Consider the following 16,205-nt stretch of genomic DNA (forward strand, 5'->3'; position numbering starts at 1 on the left):
TCGACCGCCCCCGTCCATCTTCGTTTATATTCCGCTTCGATTTCCGCATACCACTCCGACCAACACGCCGCGTCGCACGCATATACCTCGAAGAGCGAATCGTAAATGGCGGATCGCCCTTCGTAGAGGTTAGCGTTGCAATTGGCGCAGACGGCGGCCGGCTTAGCGGTCAAAGCGCGCCTCGACTGGCGTGATCAGGCGCAGGGTATCCGGTTTTTCTCTGCAAATTCCGTAATCCTTCGTTTGAACCCCTACGCGACCATCTTCGGTATCGTCCACAACTTCGCAAATCTCGTTATCTCCGTAGTCGTAGCGAACAACATCACCGACCTTATACTCGCCAACCTCGCGTCCGATTTCCGCCCATTTCGCCGCGCGTTTAGCTTCGGCTACTTCTTCGTCAGTGGCGCGGACGAGGGATTCTTCTCTACACCATCCGGCGTACTCTCCATTTAAAAACGTAATCTTAAACGGGCATTCGGAACCGTCATCCACTGTAATCTTGACGATGCTCCCCGTTTCACTAAAACCATTCGAATTCCCAACCACCTTCGCATAATCACCGACCTTCAGACGCTCAGGCTTCGGCTCGGTCTCTACGCTTGAGGCGCTGACTTTGCGGTAGACTTCGAAATTGTCAGTGTAGGTGTCATATTCATCGTTATCATCGTCAATAATTACGGGGTCTCCGTCATCAAATTCTTTAATTTCGTAATATTCCTTATCGGTTAGATAGCTCGGCGGATCGTCGAACTTAACGAAATCGCCCACCTGCGCTTCGCTTTTGGCGATACGCTCATATTCCGCTTCACCCTTCAACGCAGCCACGTCGGATTTTAACGATTCGATTTCGCCTTCCGCCTTTGCTACGCGTTCTTCTACGGACGGATTGGTTGCGGAGGCGACTTTGCGGAAAGCGATACCGTTACCATTCTTTTGGACGGCTGAAGCGTTCCCTTTATACATCGTTGGGATTTCGATACCACCGCTAGGACGTTTATTCGCCATGTAAAACGCTCCAGTATCGCCACCGATTACGAGATGTCCTTCCGTTAATAGGAATATGTCGCCTTCCTGAACGGGGCTATCCGTCTTCACATATTCCGCACCGCCATACGCAACCTTCGTAATTTCACCGTTCACCATATCGAGAGTCTTAACGCCTTCTAATTTCGCCATCATACCGCCTCCGCTTCGTTAATTTCCGTAAACTCTACGTCTTCGCGACTGAACGCCAAGTCCATCCGTACCCACCGCTTGCCTTCCTTCGACTGCGGCCCCCAATATTCGGTTAGCTCGCGATTCTCGAACATCCAAACGGCGGGCGCCGGACCCGTGCCGACCTCGACGCCGATAAAATAATCGACCTCATCAAGCGTATAAGGTGTGCCGTCGTTCTTCCGCGCCTGGACGATACGCTTGCCGCCGCGCTTTTCACGTACGATAATCGTCTTCACCTGGAACGTTTTCCACTCGCCGCTTAACGGATCTTTCGCGCTAATATCGAACGCCTCTTCCGTTTCGGACGTACTGACCGCCTGCCAGCCGCTAGCCAGCAGCGCAGCACGAGCGATCAGTTCCGAATACTTGCCGGTATCTTCTGTTTTATGCGCCATATGAGCGCCTCCTTTTCGTTTGGTTAGGTTGATCGCGATTAAAAGTCGAATGAATCTTCGGCAGGCGATTCGTTAGTTTCTGCGCCTGCTCCGAGCGACAATCCGATCAAGCTAATATCGAAGCCTGCCGCGACTAGGTTTTCAATCTGCGTTTTCTCGTCCGCTTCAAAGAGCAATCCGTCAAACAGCGCCGAGTTAAATTCCTTTCCGTCAAACTTGGCGAAGTTCTCGCGTTCGTTTTCGTTAAGATCTTCGTCAAAGTCGATCAGAGGCGTCAGCGCGACCTTAGTATCTTTCGCCTGTCCTGTCGCGTTCGTTTTCGTTAATTCAAACGCTAACTTGCCGAGTTTCTTTTCGTATTTCGTAATTGTTGCGTATACGTCCAGCGCTTGGTTGCGCGTTAAGTCAACAACGATTTCTTTGCCTACCGCCAGATCAACGAAGCCCATTGCAAACCGTTCCTTGCCGCGATACTTGCTGGCCTCCTGGCTTTGCGCTTTCTCTTCCTTTTCGTTGCCTGCGTCTTTGGCTGCGAATTGGAGATCGCGGTGATACTTTTCGGCTAAATCCCACGGAGTGTGATCGCTAACTACGAAGCCCTTTTCGTTACGCGTAGAAGGATTCTTCGCAACAAACGTATTTACTTTCTTGTAAACGCCGTAACCGAAATACTGCATCAGGTCTTCCGTACCCAGCACGCGCACCTTATATTTAGAACCTACGCTAAACTTTGCGAAGTCGATCGTATTTAAGTTACCGCCCTCGCTTCCGCCTGACTGTAAAGCTCCTAGTGCCGCTGCGCCTTTTTGAAATTGTGTCATTCGTTTTCCCCCTACGATTTAATATTGAGCGTTAAGCCCTCGCAAAATGCCGGTATCTGCGCCCGAAACGCCGCCAGCGCTTGGCAGTAGCGACGCGACCCGAATTACTTAACGGCCACCCCGACATTCTCCGAGGGCCTGGCGCCCTTACTGCGTGTTCTTTTCGTCTTCGTTTAATTGCCACGCCATGCCGCCGATAATGACCGCGCTGATAATCACGACAATAGGAACGATCCATACTGCGTCAGACATAAGCCGCCACTCCTTCCGCTGCTTTGTAGAGGTCGCGTTTGAGATCGAGCGATTCCGTCGGTAGTTCGTCAAGCCGCATCTGTAGCGCATTGATTCGCGCTTGGTACGCCATACGTTTAGCTGCCGATCGAGTCCGTTTATATTCGGCGCGAAAGTATTCAATTTCTTCGTTTAATTCTTCGCGAAGATTTTCGTTAGACTTGAGCGCAGCCTGCACGTTTTCTTTCAAAGTAGCGAACGCCTCCTTAATAAGGTTAGCGCCGAGGTGCTTGCGCGCTTTATATACCGTTATTACGTTATTGTCGTTAACTCCGATGTGGATAACGATGCCTTTGCCGCCATACATGCGAGCCTCGCGTCCGTTTTCGTCAACATGAATTCCGAGATACTCGGCGTCTTTCAGATGATCCGCAACCCATACGTAGGCTGCTCGATGGTTTTTAATCCCAAAGCGCGACTGCAACCGTTTATGTGCGTGTGAGGTAATACGGAAGTTCATCCGACGCGCACCGCCTTAATGGCCGGATAGTAATCGGCCGGATCTTCGTCGTGCGGCCATGCGCCTTGGTAAATAAATTCGGTAAGTTTGCGCTCATCTAGCGCGATTAACGTTTGGATTTCGTTAAGATTGGGTAAATTTGAAGTAGTCATAGTACGTTAGCCTCCGTTTTAATTGAGATTATCGTACTAGGTCGCGGGGGTGCGTTCGTAAAGTGTTCGCTTGAATCCGTTGGCAACAGATTGTATTATAGAGGAGTAACGAACGTCCTCGGACCTAGTTACGTATAGCGTGTTATACAGCTAGAAAAGCGTTAAGTTCGCCGTGTTGAGAAGCGTCGTAATTTTTCGCTAAACCTTTGATCACACGTTCTACTTTTTTGTAGTGAACGCCTACCTTACTGCCGATCGAAGCGTATGTAGGTCGCTCACTCGAAAGATGCTCATTAACGATTGCAGTCGTTATGGCATCGGAATTTACTGTTAGGGCCTTGATAAGTTGCAGCTTATCTTGGTCCGTTTTTATTTCTCCATCTAATTGAGAAATCACCTTATCTTCTATATGGACAACAGCGCCAGATTCGAATGTTGCAGCATTCTCTTCTGCGGTTGAATCCATTAATTTATGTCGTTTAACATATGTTCCATTCTTCCCGCGAATAATATCTATAGATGATTTCTTTAGTTCGTAGATTATCGCGTTTTCCGCGTTTTTTATTTTTTTTTGTATCGACTGATGAAGACCACTTCCAAAGTTTTTCGTGTAAGGCACTAAGTATGTCTTCGCGAATAACTTGTCTAGTTTTAGAAAAATCAGATAAAACCTTAGAAATTAAGTCTCTTGATTCTTCAAATAGTAGGTTGAAGTCCTCATCCTGCCTAGTTATTTGATAGGCGTTGATTAGCTGTATTAACTTTTCGTGTTTCTTCAACTAAAATCCCTCCTCATTTATTGATGCGTATAAACTTTCCTTTTTGGACACCATTTCATAAAAGAAATAATATTTTCTTTCATGTCCATATATTAGCATGTCTAACATTATAATTATCTAAATAGGAACAATATTTTGATTTAGCAAACTTGTTCAGGTATGTAAACAAAATAAAAAGCCCACCTACCGTGAGATGGGCTTTAAAACTTATCCTCCGATCGCGTTGATTGCTACTTCTTTACCTGGATAGGAGACTTCTCCTTTTCTAAACCCCTCAACCTTTTTCAAAACATCAGGCGCGCTTTCTTCAACTTTCTTTGATAAGAGGATTCTAGCAAAGTTATAAGTATAAACCGCGTACCCTTCTAATCGATCGTCTTTTAATTCTTTAGCTACTTCAACACTGTCTTTTAAGTAGCTCAAACAAATTGATTCATCTGTCTGCAAGTAAGTCATACCAATGATGTACAAAGCGTCTGAATTCACTCTCTTGTTAATATTAGCATTGAGGAGAATATTTGAGTAGCGTCTAGCTTCTTCTAAGTTGTTTGAAAAAAGGTGTGCATATGCTAAAATCTCAGATAGCCTGTACAAATAACACTCCTTTAAAAACAGATGAGATTTATCATTCAATCCATTTATTTGAACTTCGAGTTCTGAAGCTTTGTTTATTACATATGAGAACTGTCTTTTATGAAGTAAAGTGATACAACCGTAGATGTCTACAAGAATTTTAAGGATTGGGTCGTTGAGGTTTGATAGTTTGTCTAGTTCTTCGTTCATTGAATCGAACTTAACTTTTCCGTGCATGTACTTACTGATAAAGGAATACACCTTGACGTACTTCTCGATAATATTCCGCTTTTCACATTTATAAGTCTCGATATGGTTATCCAGAAGCTCGATATCTCTAGTTATAGCAGCATACTCAAAAGTCTTTCTTATACAATCGGAGCTCTCGGTTAATTGAGGGCATACGTCCCTCATAAAAGATCTATAATTTTCAGGATCTGCTAATTGCGAAAGAACAAGAAGGCTTCTTAATGTCAGTTTCCGCTTTCCAGCCCTAAGGTTTCCTACTTGTTTTGTAGACAGTTTTAAATATGACGCGATTAATGAGTCGTTTAAATCATCTCTGTCCGAAATACGATCAAATAGAAAATTTCTAACTTTGTCCATGTTGTTCACCCCAGTTTTAAGTAAATGAATGACATCTCCACCACGTTTAAGTATAATTGAATTATATCTCATATGTTTATATACGTAAACATATTATTAGGAGGATTTTTTAAAAATGATCGATTTTTCCCCTTTGATGGAGACTTTAAAAGAAAAAGAAATGAATCTGAGTGATTTACGTCAGGTTATGAGTTCAGCTACTCAAGCTAAAATAAAGAAAAATCATAAAGTGTCTGACTCTAAAATGCGTTTAGGAACTATTGAAAAAATATGTTTACTATTAGACGTTAGGATTGTCAAGGAATAAATATTGGTAAATGTTCTTTCTATAAGTTAAAATGTTACGGACACCTTTACGAATGGAGGTGTTTATTACGTTTAAGGTCGGCAAATGCCGGATACCCGAATTATGCAAAGATATCGGAATTGAACACGCACAACTCGCAGCCAAGGTCGGACTAGATAAATCGCGTATTTCCGATTACGCCAGTCTTCGCAATATACCGAATATCGAGCTCGCCTATAATATCGCTCGAGCACTCGGCTGTAGACTCGAAGACTTATACGAATGGGTAGAGGTATCCGGCGACGAAACGGAGGGCTAGAACCTCCGGCCGACCTGAAGTTCGGAAATTCCCGAACCGACACGTAATACAGTACGTACACCCTCCGCACGATCATAAACGTTTCTCAACGCCTCTGCACCGCGCTTTACCAATAGCTCATTAGCGTCTTTCACCTCCGTTATATAACCGTGCGCAAGCCGCACCTTTCCGTTTAAATAACGCTCGATCGCCGCACGTAATTTATCGCCAGCTTTGTCGTTATCTGTAACTACCGTTAAATATTCGATAGGTGACTGCGTAATTATGTCCGCCTTTTTCAAATTAAATGCGCTGCCGCCGGTTCCGATCGCCGGTACCCCGACTGAACGCCACGCCATAGCATCGATTTCCGCCTCGCAGATCACCGCGTGCCTTAGCCGCTGCGCATAAACGCGGTCCATTCCGTAGACTAAATCGCGAATAGGCCAGCCGCCTTTTACGTACCAAAAAGCCTTGCCGCGCGTTGAACGATATTTCACGTTGGCTAAACGTCCATTCGGCAACCGCCACGGAATCGCGACCGCATTACCTACGAGCCCTACGCCGGCCTCGCGCTGTACTTCAGCCGATATGCCGCGTCCGGTTAGATAATCGTTAGGTCCGGCCTGAACGTCCACCAGTAAAGATTCCGGCAAAGGTTCCGGTTTGGATACGGCTTTAAGTTTCGGAAGGCGAAGCGTTAGGCGCCCGTCTCTAGCCGTCGGTGCATACGTTTCCAATAAGTAATCGACGGTTTCGTCTTCGGTTTCAGCGCGCAGGAAAGCGAATAATTTAACGAACCCACCGCGCGCAAACTCAGCATCATAAGCGCCTGAATCGCCCCAGTAGCCGGCCTTTGCCGACGCTGTGTCTTCGAGATAAACGTAGAAGCTCGGCGTTCGATCGTCACGGAACGGACTGGCAGCGAGCAATCGGTCTTCCGTCCATGTAGGCCGCGTCCATTCGAATTGTTCGAGTTCATATCGGATATCTACGTCGACGTGGCGTCCGTTTAGTATTAAAGTCGGCATACTAACACCTCCTAAAGATGTATTTGTAAAACATATTACACGAATGTTACATTTTATACAGTCGGTTTTTGTCGAAACTATTCAGAATTTTATATTAAATTCTTTCCATCTTAGAAATCGAACTGTGCTGCCGCTGCTTCTCCGGCTTCTGGCTGCTTCACGACGCCGATTTGCGGTAGGTAGATAATCTCCGCAGACTCTCCTTCGCCGCCATCGCGCCCTTTATTTAGGCCGATCATGCCGCGCCCTTCCTTTGCGTTCGTATCCACCGCGATTAATAACGCAGCATCTTCGAGCAAGGCTTTCGTTTTCTTAACGTCTTTACGTTGTGGCAATTTAAGTTCTCGCTCGCCATCTTCGCCCGCCTTTTCGTCTTCTTCGTCCGCCTGAGTAAGCGCAAATATAGTCGCCTTTGTATGGCCCGCTAAACGGCGTAGTTTTTGCGATGTATTAGCCGCATCTCCGCCCGCCGTCTTAGACGTATTGGCTTCGTAGTCTAAATAATAAAAGGGATCTACGAGCACCACGTCGGCTTTCGTTTCGATGATGTCCGACTTAAGATCGCGCAATGTACGAGAACCAAAGTCTTCGTCATCTACAGCGCGCACCGTAATGTTTCCCGGCAGTATATCGTTAAGCCGCCCGAGAAATTCCATAAAGCCCGCTTCGAATTCTTCGTTAAGGTTTCCCTGGCGGACGTCACGCGAATTAAAGCCGGCTTCCATATTGACGCCGTTAAGAGTCGCAGCCGTAACGCCAAGGCTTCCGGAAATTGAAACGTACAGGCGCACCAGGACCTCGTACCATCCCATCTCCATCGACCATATCAGAACGTTCGCGCCTTGCATCGCACAGTTAACGACTTCCTCTAGCGCAATGGCCGACTTACCGCGCCCCGACTTTCCGTAAATAACGTAGACGTTGGATGATACATAGCCGCCCATAGCCCGATTAATAAAGTCGAACTTGCTGCGCCAGATCCGGAAAGACTCGCCGGCCTTGCGGTTTTCGTATTCGGCTTTGAATTTATCGATGTCGCGCTTGATGTCCGTTCCAACCGAATTTCGAACGCTTGTTCTCATTTTAAGACTTTCGGCCTGCTCTGTCAACCACTCGAAGAAACTTCCCATATCGCCGCTTTTTTGCGCTTCAATAAATCGTTTTTCTAGTTGCGGCTCCTGCACTTGGCGTCCAGTTTCCGGATCGATACGACCGCTAACAAGCTCGATAAATTGGCGTTCTGCCGCCCGGTCCTTAAGGTTTTTCGCGAGGTAATCCCAGCTTGCCTCGATATTAAAGTCCGGCTGGAAGTCCGGCACTTCATTCGTAACCATTTCGGCGGTCGGCGCCTGGCCTCGGTGCTGCTCTGCGTATTGCATGACATACCGGAAGGCTTTGCGTTCGCCTTGCGTTGGTAGGTCGTTTTCAGCGATATTGAAGCGCAGCAAGGCGTTCGGGTCGTTCGCTTCGATGGCTTTCGATATTAGCAAAGTTCCATACTGCATCAAGATCTCCTCCGTTTCTTTTCTTGAATTTTGATGTTACGTTCATATACAAACTTTGGAAGCGGAAACAGAAGTCCTGTTCTTTCTCTCCACAGTTCAATAGAACTTCTCTGGTCAGCCTTAACCTCTACTAAATCCCTTGGGTTTTCATAGCACCACGTCACGTACTTTTCGAATTCACTAGGCGTTAAACCGTTTATTAATGCCAGATCACTGGCAACGTTATCGAATTTTTTCTGAGCCTCCTCACATAAAGATTTAGCCCACTCAAAAGGATTAATAGCGCCTTTATAACTATTAAGATCTCTGCTCAGAAAGACTAAATTTCCAACATACGTTCCACCGTGCCCCACGCCTATCGCGATGAAGTGATCTACGACAACATCTTCCTTAGTGCCGTTTATCTGACAGGATATAATTTTTTTCGATCTTTCTTCAAATGTTTTAACCCTAATCTTCATTGGCAGGGATCGCTCTAAGCCATTTCTTATTTCTCTTTTTCGGGCTATCACATTCTTATTTCTTCTGTAATGATCTTTTCGGTAGTTTGGATTACGTTTATAAAAAGCTCTTGAGATAGGTTTAATACATTCTTTGCACCTAGAGACCCTGCCCATAAAACCGTTATTCTGACGCGAAAAAGATTCAAGAGACTTCATCTCTTTACATGCGTTGCAAATCCTACAAACACAAGCGACTCCATCCGTGTCGACATAAATAATCACTTTAGGAGTCCTACCTCTCATTCGCCCGCCTCCCGTCTCATTTTCGCCAACACACCGTCAGCCTTCGTTTTATATTCCGCATCCCCAAACGTCTCGAACAGGCGCATGTAATCGTTATATTCGTCCAGCAGGCCGTCGATTAGCTTCGCCTCTTCCTTCGCTTTCTTTTTCGCCATATCACTCGCCACCTTTTTGAGTCCTTTTCCTATCTCCGCGACGCTTTCTACGCTTGGTAATGTCGGAAAAATGTCTGCAATATGAATCTCAGTGCCCACCGGCTCCGGATAGTTCGTCATGTCATACGTCATTAAGAAATCTTCCGACGCTGCCTTCCGACAGACCAAACGCAGGTCATCGCTATCGGCTTCCAACCATTCGCCGTTAATCGCGTCGGTCAGGTCGTACTCGACGTAATCAAAGGCGCCATATTCTTCGTGCTGTGTTACTTCGCGCCAGCAGTCTACGTAGAAAATCCGATCTTTGTATCCGTCTACTGCGACAATATCTCCGATAGCGAATTTCGGCTTCATCTACGCGTCCCCCTTTTCGATTTACCTACGAATTCAATCTCGCGGCAAAGGTCGCCAATACGGTCGGCTAAGCGCTTCTCCTTGAAAACATCCGCCAACGAATCGAGCGCAATGTTACTCGTATAGATAGTCGGTAATTGATTTGTTACCCTTGCGTTTATTACGGCGTGTAGATATCCACGAAATGCAGGCGTGCAGTCTCGTACCCCTATATCGTCTAGGACCGCAAATGGTGTCGTCATTGCTAGCTTCATCTTACGTTGAAATTCCGTCATGCCTTCGTCGTCATTCGCCATCGTCGCCAAGTTAAACTCCGTCTGCCATTCGTTCATATCGAGGAAATATGCTGGACGCTGTAAAGGTGTTAACCCCCGACGCAAGGAGCCGCTATAATGGACGCGCAGCCATTCGTTAAGGAGCGCTGCGGCCGTCGTTGTCTTTCCGGTACCTGGCGATTCGCTTACGAGGTACAGCGACTTTATGCGGTCGGCTGGCGAGATCATTCCAGTTTCCTGGTCGAACTGCCGCTCGAAAGATTTAACGTAAGCTTCCGCCATAGTCGTTACGCTTTCTTTTATAACGGACGGCTTCCGTTCCTTTATATAAATCGCCCCGCGCGCCGGCGAATTCTGTAGCGTCACTAGCCGGTACTCACGCGGAAGGCCTGCCGCCGCCGACCGTCCTCCGTTTCCGCTGACGCCGTGCATTGCGATGAAATACGGACAGTGTTGCGTACAGGCGCTGGAGCCCGCCGCTTTGCATCCGTTAGCAAGTACGCAATTATTTTCGTTAGACATATTCGCGGACCTCCTTTCGTTATTGCTTGCGTTCAACGTCGCCCGTCACGTGATTATCACGCAAACTAAATGTTTTAAGAACGTAACCTCGTTTATCTAAATACTCGATACACGCCTGCATAATCTCATGTTTATCCAGTTTCACGTATACTTCCATTAATCGCCCACCTCTTCGCGTGAGTCGTCGATGATTCGTGTTGCGAGGCCATTTGCGGTAGTTAGTTTCGTTTCACCGAAACCATTAGGTCTGCCTGCTACAACGGTTGCGCATCGTTTTGAATATTGAACAACGTCACCCACACGAACCTCAGTCGGCTGCGGCGCGTTCAAGTATTCGTCCGGCACCGCCAGGCTTAGCGCACGTCTTAGCGCAATTGCTTTACCGATATGAACGTTGAAGCAGTCGGACGGTGCGGCTTTGGCGATGCCGCGTTTATAGCGTTCACCTGTACGAACTCCCCGTAAGTCACACGCAACCGTACGGTGTTCTTTATTCACACGAAAACTAGCGTAACAACTGCACGGATATCCTTCGTTGTCCTCCGTCTGATAAACCGGACCGTCTTCGTCAGCGAGGTTTTCGAGGTCCGCCTTCGCCTGCTCGACGATTTCATCCCGGCGGGCTTGGGCGTTTACAGTCGGAGCCTTCGCGTTTATCTGCCGTCTAGCATCCTCGTACCCTTGCTCATACGCAGCCAGTCGTAATTCTTCGAGTGCTTCTCTCGCGTTTTCTACCGCTAGGTCGTACCGTGTTTTTCCGTTTTTCATTTCGTCAGCCTCCTCGTTTTGTTTTCGCTATTCACTTACCCGCAACCACTTTTCCGCTGTTTTAATCGCGATTTCTGCGTGCTCGAGCGTCAAAGGTTCCGTTCTCTCATCCGTCATAAATACCGCATTGCCGACCCTTCCGCGCTCTTTGTACCACATCATTACGATATAGCCGCCAAACCCTTCGTAAGTATCAGGCGCATAATTATCGCTTAAAGGCACGTATCCTATAGATCCGCAAGAATCATCGTCACGGTCAGAATGTCCGAGTTCCTCCGATAATCTACGCAGTTCACCCATCGTTGCACACGCCCAGTTATCCGGCGAAAAGACGCCATTTTCGAAAGCGCATACCGGATCGGAGCCTTCCCACGTCTTACCGCGTTCCTTACATAATCGACATACCATTCCGCAATCCCTCCTCGTTTTTGTTTGCGTCAAAACCACGTATTATCTACGCCTTCATTGCGCTCGGCTCTTTTTTGTTCGGCCTTTAATTCGTTAACAGCTCGCTGCAGGTTCCGTCCCATCCACTTTCGCATCCAACCGAAGCTGACGCCCGGCCATTCAAGCGACGGTTTGTATTCCGCGAAACATAAATCGATAAAACGTTTCGTAACTTCCGGGCCGTACTCGCCTGGCTTGCGTTTTGTACCGACCCAGCGTCCGATAAGTCCCGCCTCCGCCTTCCACGGATCGCGAACAGGCATCGGAACATAAGGGACGCCGTAGATCCGTTCGTGCTCCGCTTTGAGGTACGCCTGGAAATCGCGCGTATTCCACTTGGCGACCGGCTTTGATTCATACGTTGTCATCTTCGTCACTTCCTTCGTACTTATAATCACGTAGCACATCCGTTAAGGAAATAGAACCTATCGAACTACTTCCGATGAATCTTCGTAATTGTTCTTTTCGGTCGGCTTTCGGAGGAGCGTAACACGCGGCTTTTAATTCCGCCTCAAGCTCCGCAATGTGATCGAGTAGCGCTGGAATGTCTTGGCGTGCGTTTGCGATGAAGTCTGCGTATACATCTCCGCTAGTCATACAAACCGAATGAACTTCACAAGATCCCGGTGGATATTCGTAGGACACGTCTGTTCTATCCGAAACAAACCACCGCGCATCTCCAACCGCTTCCGCGCGCTTACGGATTTCTTCGAGTTGTTCCTTCGTGATTGTCGGCTTCATTTTAGCGCCTCCTTTGCGTGTAAATTAATTTCGTATAGCGCAGTAACCGGAACCAAATCGACGCTTTCTTCGGGTAACTGCGACTTTATTTCGATCACCCTCAACGCCGCCGTCAACCGCTCATTCTCGCCAATCAAATCCGCCACAGCACAACGCAATCGTTTAACTTCTTCGGTCATCGCTTGCCCTCCTCTAAACTTTCGTTATAGTCACGGATAGCCGCACCACAAAACGCCTCCGCCGTATTTTTCAACGCGATAAGTTCCTCCGCAGTCAGATACTTAATAACGATTGCGTTTCCGAAATCCTCTCTAAATACACCGTCATCATCTCGCCCAAGTAGCGCTCTTCCAATCGTCAACGTATACTCCGACCACTTTTTCGGAGATTCTTCGTCTTCTTGCTTTACCGAGTAGTCGTACCGTTCAATTTTGTAATAGTATTCGTTATCCATTCCGAAGGCATCTTCGAGAACAAGTTGCGCATAGTCTACGTTGCGTACAAACCCACCATCCTCGGTTCGTTCCAGCGCGTACGCTTTCGTCATATCAATCGTAAGAATATGGTCGATGATAGCCGGCAGATTTTGAACCTTCGGAAAGTCGTGTGTGCTCGCTGAGAATATCGTTTTCTTTCCGTGTAAAATTGTAATGTCGTAGTAAAAATAAATTACATCCCGCATACTTTCGATTTTCTCATCGTCATCACCAAACGTGGTTATTATCGGGTTACCGTATGAAATCAACAGGTCACCTTTCCGCCAAGTTCTACGTGTCAATTTAACGCCTCCACTCCGTGTATTTTCGCGTTTTATCGTCTACCCTACCGAATACCCTCGACCGTCAGTAACGCCGCTAATTCGCCGCGATACGCACGTTTATTCGTGAGTATTTTCGTTATTAATAAGACCTAGCAATCGTTCGCTTTAGCTCACTCTTGCAGATATTATTTATCGCGATAAGATTCTATTGATTAATAAGTATCTGCGCGAAAGGTTTTTAATTGAGCGCTATTATTTATTCTTTTTAAAGATATTCTTTTTAAAGATATTCTTTTTCAGTTACAGGATAGAAAGTTTATATATACAGAGCTGTAAGGTTATATCTACGCTTCTGTAAGTTTAGCTCGAAACTCTTTACCGAAAAGGGATTCGGCTCCTTCGATTTCTTCTGCGATCTTTTTCAACGCTTCAGCAATTTTCGGCTCAGCCCACCGGAATTTCTCCCGATCTAATGGGTCATTGACGATATAAACGATTTTGTCGCGCCCCCGTCCGCTCGGCTTCGTCTCAATTTCGACTAGCCCGGCTTCCTTTAGTATTGCGTCGAGTATCTTAAGCGTCGAATACGAAAGATTAAACTTTTCAGCAACACCTTTCCGGCCGCGCCACGACTTTCCATACTCGGAATCTTCGCGATTGTGTCTATAGCGTAGTAGAAACGTATAGTACAGCGTTGCCTTATCGCCTATATAACCGTGGTACAGATCGAATAGTTCGTGGTAAACCATCGAAAAGTTTTCGCGTGTGTTGCCGCTTCGTATGAATACGTTTGTCATGCCGCATCGACTCCTCTCTTCATTTTTATTTCCTCGGATTTTAGTTCCGCCAAAAACGAGTTTAATCGAGAAACCAGTTCGTTGTTTCCGTTTTTCAAAAGCGCCGGGATAAACTCGCTGATGTGTGTAAGAGTAACGTTAGGATGTTCGAAATTCCCTTCGGATTTTTTAGCGTAAATAATCGTAAGATGATCCGTATAGCGCAAATATTTATCGAAAGTTTTGCAAGCACGATTAAACGCAGTATTCTCGCTTAATTTAGCATCGATCCATTTAGTTCCGTCAATAACGAAATCCGGGATGCAATCTTCAATATGTTTTTGCTCATCGACAGATCCCGGATATAGTGCGGAAAGAACTTCACCAACAAGCGACTCAAATTCGCGCCCCTTAGTTATATAGAAAGATGTGTAAGATTCGTTGATAAGTTCGTATGAAAATCCCCATTCTTCGCATAATTTCCTAGCACTATGGCCGTAATATTTCCGTAAGTAATTTTCGATGTGCCACAGTTTATTTCCGTAAATATACTCATGTCTCAAACCATGCGGAAACGCATCTCTAACGTAGGCATCCAGCGCCTCTTTTTCGAGATTTTCAAGAACCTCTTTTCTGTATTCGCGAAACTTCGTATCTGAAATGTTGTACAACTCTTTAACTTCCTTTAAAATAAATTTGTTCTCAGAGACTTTATACTCGTCATCGATGTAGAAACATCTTTCAATTTCCAGATGGGAAGGTTCTGCGACTTGCTCGTAGAGACCATATGCAATTAGAGCGTTTTGTAAGCTACCAAAACATCTTTGTAGGTGTCTCATCACTGCGTGATAACTGTATTTTGAGGATTTCAATAGCTCCTTTCTTAAATTAGACACATCTATACCATCATCTATTAAGTTGTCTATAAGTAGTAATGCGCTTTCTTGCTTCTGTGTAATATCCATCTTTTTCACCTCTCATCTATAACTGCGTATTGACTTTCGGATTGGCACATCTTTTCACCGAAATTTATTCCGTCACTTATAGATGCGTATTAACTTCGAAAAATGGACAAAAAAAATAGCCGCTGAACTTAATCAGCGACGTAAAAATTTCCGTATTGGTGAGTATTTATTATGTTGCGCCTTCACGTCCGCGTTACTCATCTGAACGTATTTGCGCGTTGTTTTAATGTCGGCGTGATCGAGGATTTTTTGCAACGTAAATATATCGCCGCCATTTAAAAGATAGTTTCTTGCGAAGGTATGCCGGAACATGTGCGGATGCAGCTCGTCTAATTTAAGTCGGACTTTCATCCGATTCAACCGTTTCCTAAACGCATCAGCAGTGAACGGATCTCCATACGCATTCATAAATACTTGATCGGGCTCGCCGAAATATTGGCGTATCTCTTCGTAAAGTTCCCGGATCATTCTGCCGACTTCTCGCGAAATAGGAATCTCGCGTTCTTTCCGATTCTTTGCGATCTGTGACGGAACCAATACGGACATACTGCGGAAATCAAATTGCGAAATATGCACCGATACGGCTTCTTCCGGTCTGAGTCCCGTATCTAACATTAAGTACATCAAAACCTTATCGCGCCACTCCGCAAACTGCCGGTCATCTAACGCATTGAAAATCTTACCGATCTCTTCATCCGTCAAGCCGCGAACTTCTTTTTGCTGATCGTCGCGAACAGGTTTAACTGATTCCATCGCATTTTTTCCGGTAATACCTTCCGCATACCAAAAACGGCACATCGTCTTCAGCGTACGCAATCGCATATTAATTGTATTAACGGAAAGGCCTTCGCGCTCTACTACTTTCCGGTGTTCTGCGCCTTCATATGGTCGCCTATCTTTCCGCAAGTAATTAATATATGCGCGAATAATTTGCGCTGTTAAAGCGTTAATGTCCTCGATGACTTCCGGGTATTCCTCCGATAAAAATTCGCGCAAATACGAAATGTGCTGCCGGTAATCTTTAATCGTTCGAGGCCGGAGTCCTTCCGCTTCTTTTGCTTGTACGAATATTTCCAACGCCTCTTCTAGCGAATATTTAACGTCAACGGGCGTACGTCGGTCTTCCGGAGACCGTTGGACTCCTCGACTAGCCGTCGGACGTCTTTCCGTAATAAATTTTCGTGCCACGTCTATTGCGCCTCCTTAATCGTTCGGTCGGGCGCCATTTGATCCTACGTACATGACAGCGTTAGTCCTACGTACAACGAAAAAACCCGC

General features: G+C 46.2%; 25 protein-coding genes. 2 read left to right on the plus strand and 23 right to left on the minus strand.

What is annotated here, in order from left to right; genetic code table 11:
• Positions 1-162: 162 nt before the first annotated feature.
• The 8 genes from MKY10_RS14550 to MKY10_RS14585 all read right to left on the minus strand — a co-directional run bounded on the left by MKY10_RS14550 (position 163) and on the right by MKY10_RS14585 (position 5,298).
• Complete coding sequence (locus MKY10_RS14550; protein WP_339225924.1) at positions 163-1,179, minus strand: hypothetical protein; 1,017 nt, start codon at positions 1,177-1,179, stop codon at positions 163-165.
• Positions 1,179-1,616, minus strand: a complete 438-nt coding sequence (locus tag MKY10_RS14555) for a hypothetical protein (protein ID WP_276353214.1) — start codon at positions 1,614-1,616, stop codon at positions 1,179-1,181. Before MKY10_RS14555 ends, MKY10_RS14550 begins: the two co-directional genes overlap by 1 nt.
• A 38-nt stretch (positions 1,617-1,654) precedes the next feature.
• Entirely contained in the window at positions 1,655-2,437 is a 783-nt protein-coding gene (locus tag MKY10_RS14560) for a hypothetical protein (protein ID WP_339225925.1), read from the minus strand.
• A 244-nt stretch (positions 2,438-2,681) separates the two neighbouring features.
• On the minus strand, positions 2,682-3,188 hold the full coding sequence (locus MKY10_RS14565) for a hypothetical protein (RefSeq protein ID WP_259607488.1): 507 nt from the start codon (positions 3,186-3,188) through the stop codon (positions 2,682-2,684).
• A complete protein-coding gene (locus MKY10_RS14570; RefSeq protein ID WP_164972495.1) occupies positions 3,185-3,340 on the minus strand; it encodes a hypothetical protein in 156 nt (51 codons plus the stop codon). Before MKY10_RS14570 ends, MKY10_RS14565 begins: the two co-directional genes overlap by 4 nt.
• Positions 3,341-3,482: 142 nt before the next feature.
• Positions 3,483-3,806, minus strand: a complete 324-nt coding sequence (locus MKY10_RS14575) for a hypothetical protein (RefSeq protein ID WP_326125341.1) — start codon at positions 3,804-3,806, stop codon at positions 3,483-3,485.
• A 13-nt stretch (positions 3,807-3,819) separates the two neighbouring features.
• Entirely contained in the window at positions 3,820-4,119 is a 300-nt protein-coding gene (locus MKY10_RS14580) for a hypothetical protein (RefSeq protein WP_339225926.1), read from the minus strand.
• A gap of 207 nt (positions 4,120-4,326) precedes the next feature.
• Complete coding sequence (locus MKY10_RS14585; protein ID WP_339225927.1) at positions 4,327-5,298, minus strand: AimR family lysis-lysogeny pheromone receptor; 972 nt, start codon at positions 5,296-5,298, stop codon at positions 4,327-4,329.
• Positions 5,299-5,413: 115 nt separating this feature from the next.
• On the opposite strand from MKY10_RS14585, the gene MKY10_RS14590 reads away from it, so the two are divergent.
• Complete coding sequence (locus MKY10_RS14590) at positions 5,414-5,605, plus strand: helix-turn-helix domain-containing protein (RefSeq protein ID WP_339225928.1); 192 nt, start codon at positions 5,414-5,416, stop codon at positions 5,603-5,605.
• A 52-nt stretch (positions 5,606-5,657) separates the two neighbouring features.
• Positions 5,658-5,903 carry a helix-turn-helix transcriptional regulator gene (locus tag MKY10_RS14595; RefSeq protein WP_041056610.1) on the plus strand — a complete coding sequence of 82 codons (246 nt, stop codon included), beginning with the start codon at positions 5,658-5,660 and terminating at the stop codon, positions 5,901-5,903.
• Here MKY10_RS14595 and MKY10_RS14600 read toward each other — a convergent pair.
• From MKY10_RS14600 to MKY10_RS14670, 15 genes are all read right to left on the minus strand, one after another.
• Positions 5,900-6,913, minus strand: coding sequence for a toprim domain-containing protein (locus MKY10_RS14600; RefSeq protein WP_339225929.1), 1,014 nt, complete (start codon positions 6,911-6,913; stop codon positions 5,900-5,902). The two genes, MKY10_RS14595 and MKY10_RS14600, sit on opposite strands and share 4 nt — an antisense overlap.
• 110 nt (positions 6,914-7,023) lie before the next feature.
• Positions 7,024-8,418 (minus strand): DnaB-like helicase C-terminal domain-containing protein, encoded by a 1,395-nt coding sequence (locus MKY10_RS14605; protein ID WP_339225930.1) that lies wholly within the window; start codon positions 8,416-8,418, stop codon positions 7,024-7,026.
• Positions 8,418-9,164, minus strand: a complete 747-nt coding sequence (locus tag MKY10_RS14610) for a hypothetical protein (RefSeq protein ID WP_339225931.1) — start codon at positions 9,162-9,164, stop codon at positions 8,418-8,420. The genes MKY10_RS14605 and MKY10_RS14610 overlap by 1 nt, the downstream gene beginning before the upstream one ends.
• Positions 9,161-9,673, minus strand: coding sequence for a hypothetical protein (locus tag MKY10_RS14615; protein WP_339225932.1), 513 nt, complete (start codon positions 9,671-9,673; stop codon positions 9,161-9,163). The genes MKY10_RS14610 and MKY10_RS14615 overlap by 4 nt, the downstream gene beginning before the upstream one ends.
• Positions 9,670-10,470: an ATP-binding protein gene (locus MKY10_RS14620; protein ID WP_339225933.1), complete on the minus strand. Its 801-nt coding sequence runs from the start codon at positions 10,468-10,470 to the stop codon at positions 9,670-9,672. The genes MKY10_RS14615 and MKY10_RS14620 overlap by 4 nt, the downstream gene beginning before the upstream one ends.
• Before the next feature lie 19 nt (positions 10,471-10,489).
• Positions 10,490-10,627, minus strand: a complete 138-nt coding sequence (locus MKY10_RS14625; RefSeq protein ID WP_339225934.1) for a hypothetical protein — start codon at positions 10,625-10,627, stop codon at positions 10,490-10,492.
• Positions 10,627-11,238 carry a hypothetical protein gene (locus MKY10_RS14630; protein ID WP_339225935.1) on the minus strand — a complete coding sequence of 204 codons (612 nt, stop codon included), beginning with the start codon at positions 11,236-11,238 and terminating at the stop codon, positions 10,627-10,629. The genes MKY10_RS14625 and MKY10_RS14630 overlap by 1 nt, the downstream gene beginning before the upstream one ends.
• 27 nt (positions 11,239-11,265) lie before the next feature.
• A complete protein-coding gene (locus MKY10_RS14635; RefSeq protein WP_339225936.1) occupies positions 11,266-11,646 on the minus strand; it encodes a hypothetical protein in 381 nt (126 codons plus the stop codon).
• Positions 11,647-11,675: 29 nt separating this feature from the next.
• Complete coding sequence (locus MKY10_RS14640; protein WP_339225937.1) at positions 11,676-12,092, minus strand: hypothetical protein; 417 nt, start codon at positions 12,090-12,092, stop codon at positions 11,676-11,678.
• Complete coding sequence (locus MKY10_RS14645) at positions 12,040-12,426, minus strand: hypothetical protein (RefSeq protein ID WP_339225938.1); 387 nt, start codon at positions 12,424-12,426, stop codon at positions 12,040-12,042. Before MKY10_RS14645 ends, MKY10_RS14640 begins: the two co-directional genes overlap by 53 nt.
• The gene (locus tag MKY10_RS14650) at positions 12,423-12,605 is read right to left on the minus strand and encodes a hypothetical protein (protein ID WP_232502498.1); all 183 of its coding nucleotides are present in this window, start codon (positions 12,603-12,605) and stop codon (positions 12,423-12,425) included. The genes MKY10_RS14645 and MKY10_RS14650 overlap by 4 nt, the downstream gene beginning before the upstream one ends.
• Complete coding sequence (locus MKY10_RS14655; RefSeq protein ID WP_339225939.1) at positions 12,602-13,204, minus strand: hypothetical protein; 603 nt, start codon at positions 13,202-13,204, stop codon at positions 12,602-12,604. The genes MKY10_RS14650 and MKY10_RS14655 overlap by 4 nt, the downstream gene beginning before the upstream one ends.
• Positions 13,205-13,530: 326 nt before the next feature.
• The gene (locus MKY10_RS14660; RefSeq protein ID WP_339225940.1) at positions 13,531-13,935 is read right to left on the minus strand and encodes a hypothetical protein; all 405 of its coding nucleotides are present in this window, start codon (positions 13,933-13,935) and stop codon (positions 13,531-13,533) included.
• A gap of 44 nt (positions 13,936-13,979) precedes the next feature.
• The gene (locus MKY10_RS14665) at positions 13,980-14,927 is read right to left on the minus strand and encodes a hypothetical protein (protein WP_339225941.1); all 948 of its coding nucleotides are present in this window, start codon (positions 14,925-14,927) and stop codon (positions 13,980-13,982) included.
• Between the two features lie 132 nt (positions 14,928-15,059).
• Positions 15,060-16,115, minus strand: coding sequence for a tyrosine-type recombinase/integrase (locus MKY10_RS14670; RefSeq protein ID WP_339225942.1), 1,056 nt, complete (start codon positions 16,113-16,115; stop codon positions 15,060-15,062).
• Positions 16,116-16,205: the final 90 nt, after the last annotated feature.

Origin of the sequence: Bacillus sp. FSL P4-0290, from assembly GCF_037975435.1 — a bacterium.
GTDB classification, from domain to species: domain Bacteria; phylum Bacillota; class Bacilli; order Bacillales; family Bacillaceae; genus Bacillus; species Bacillus subtilis.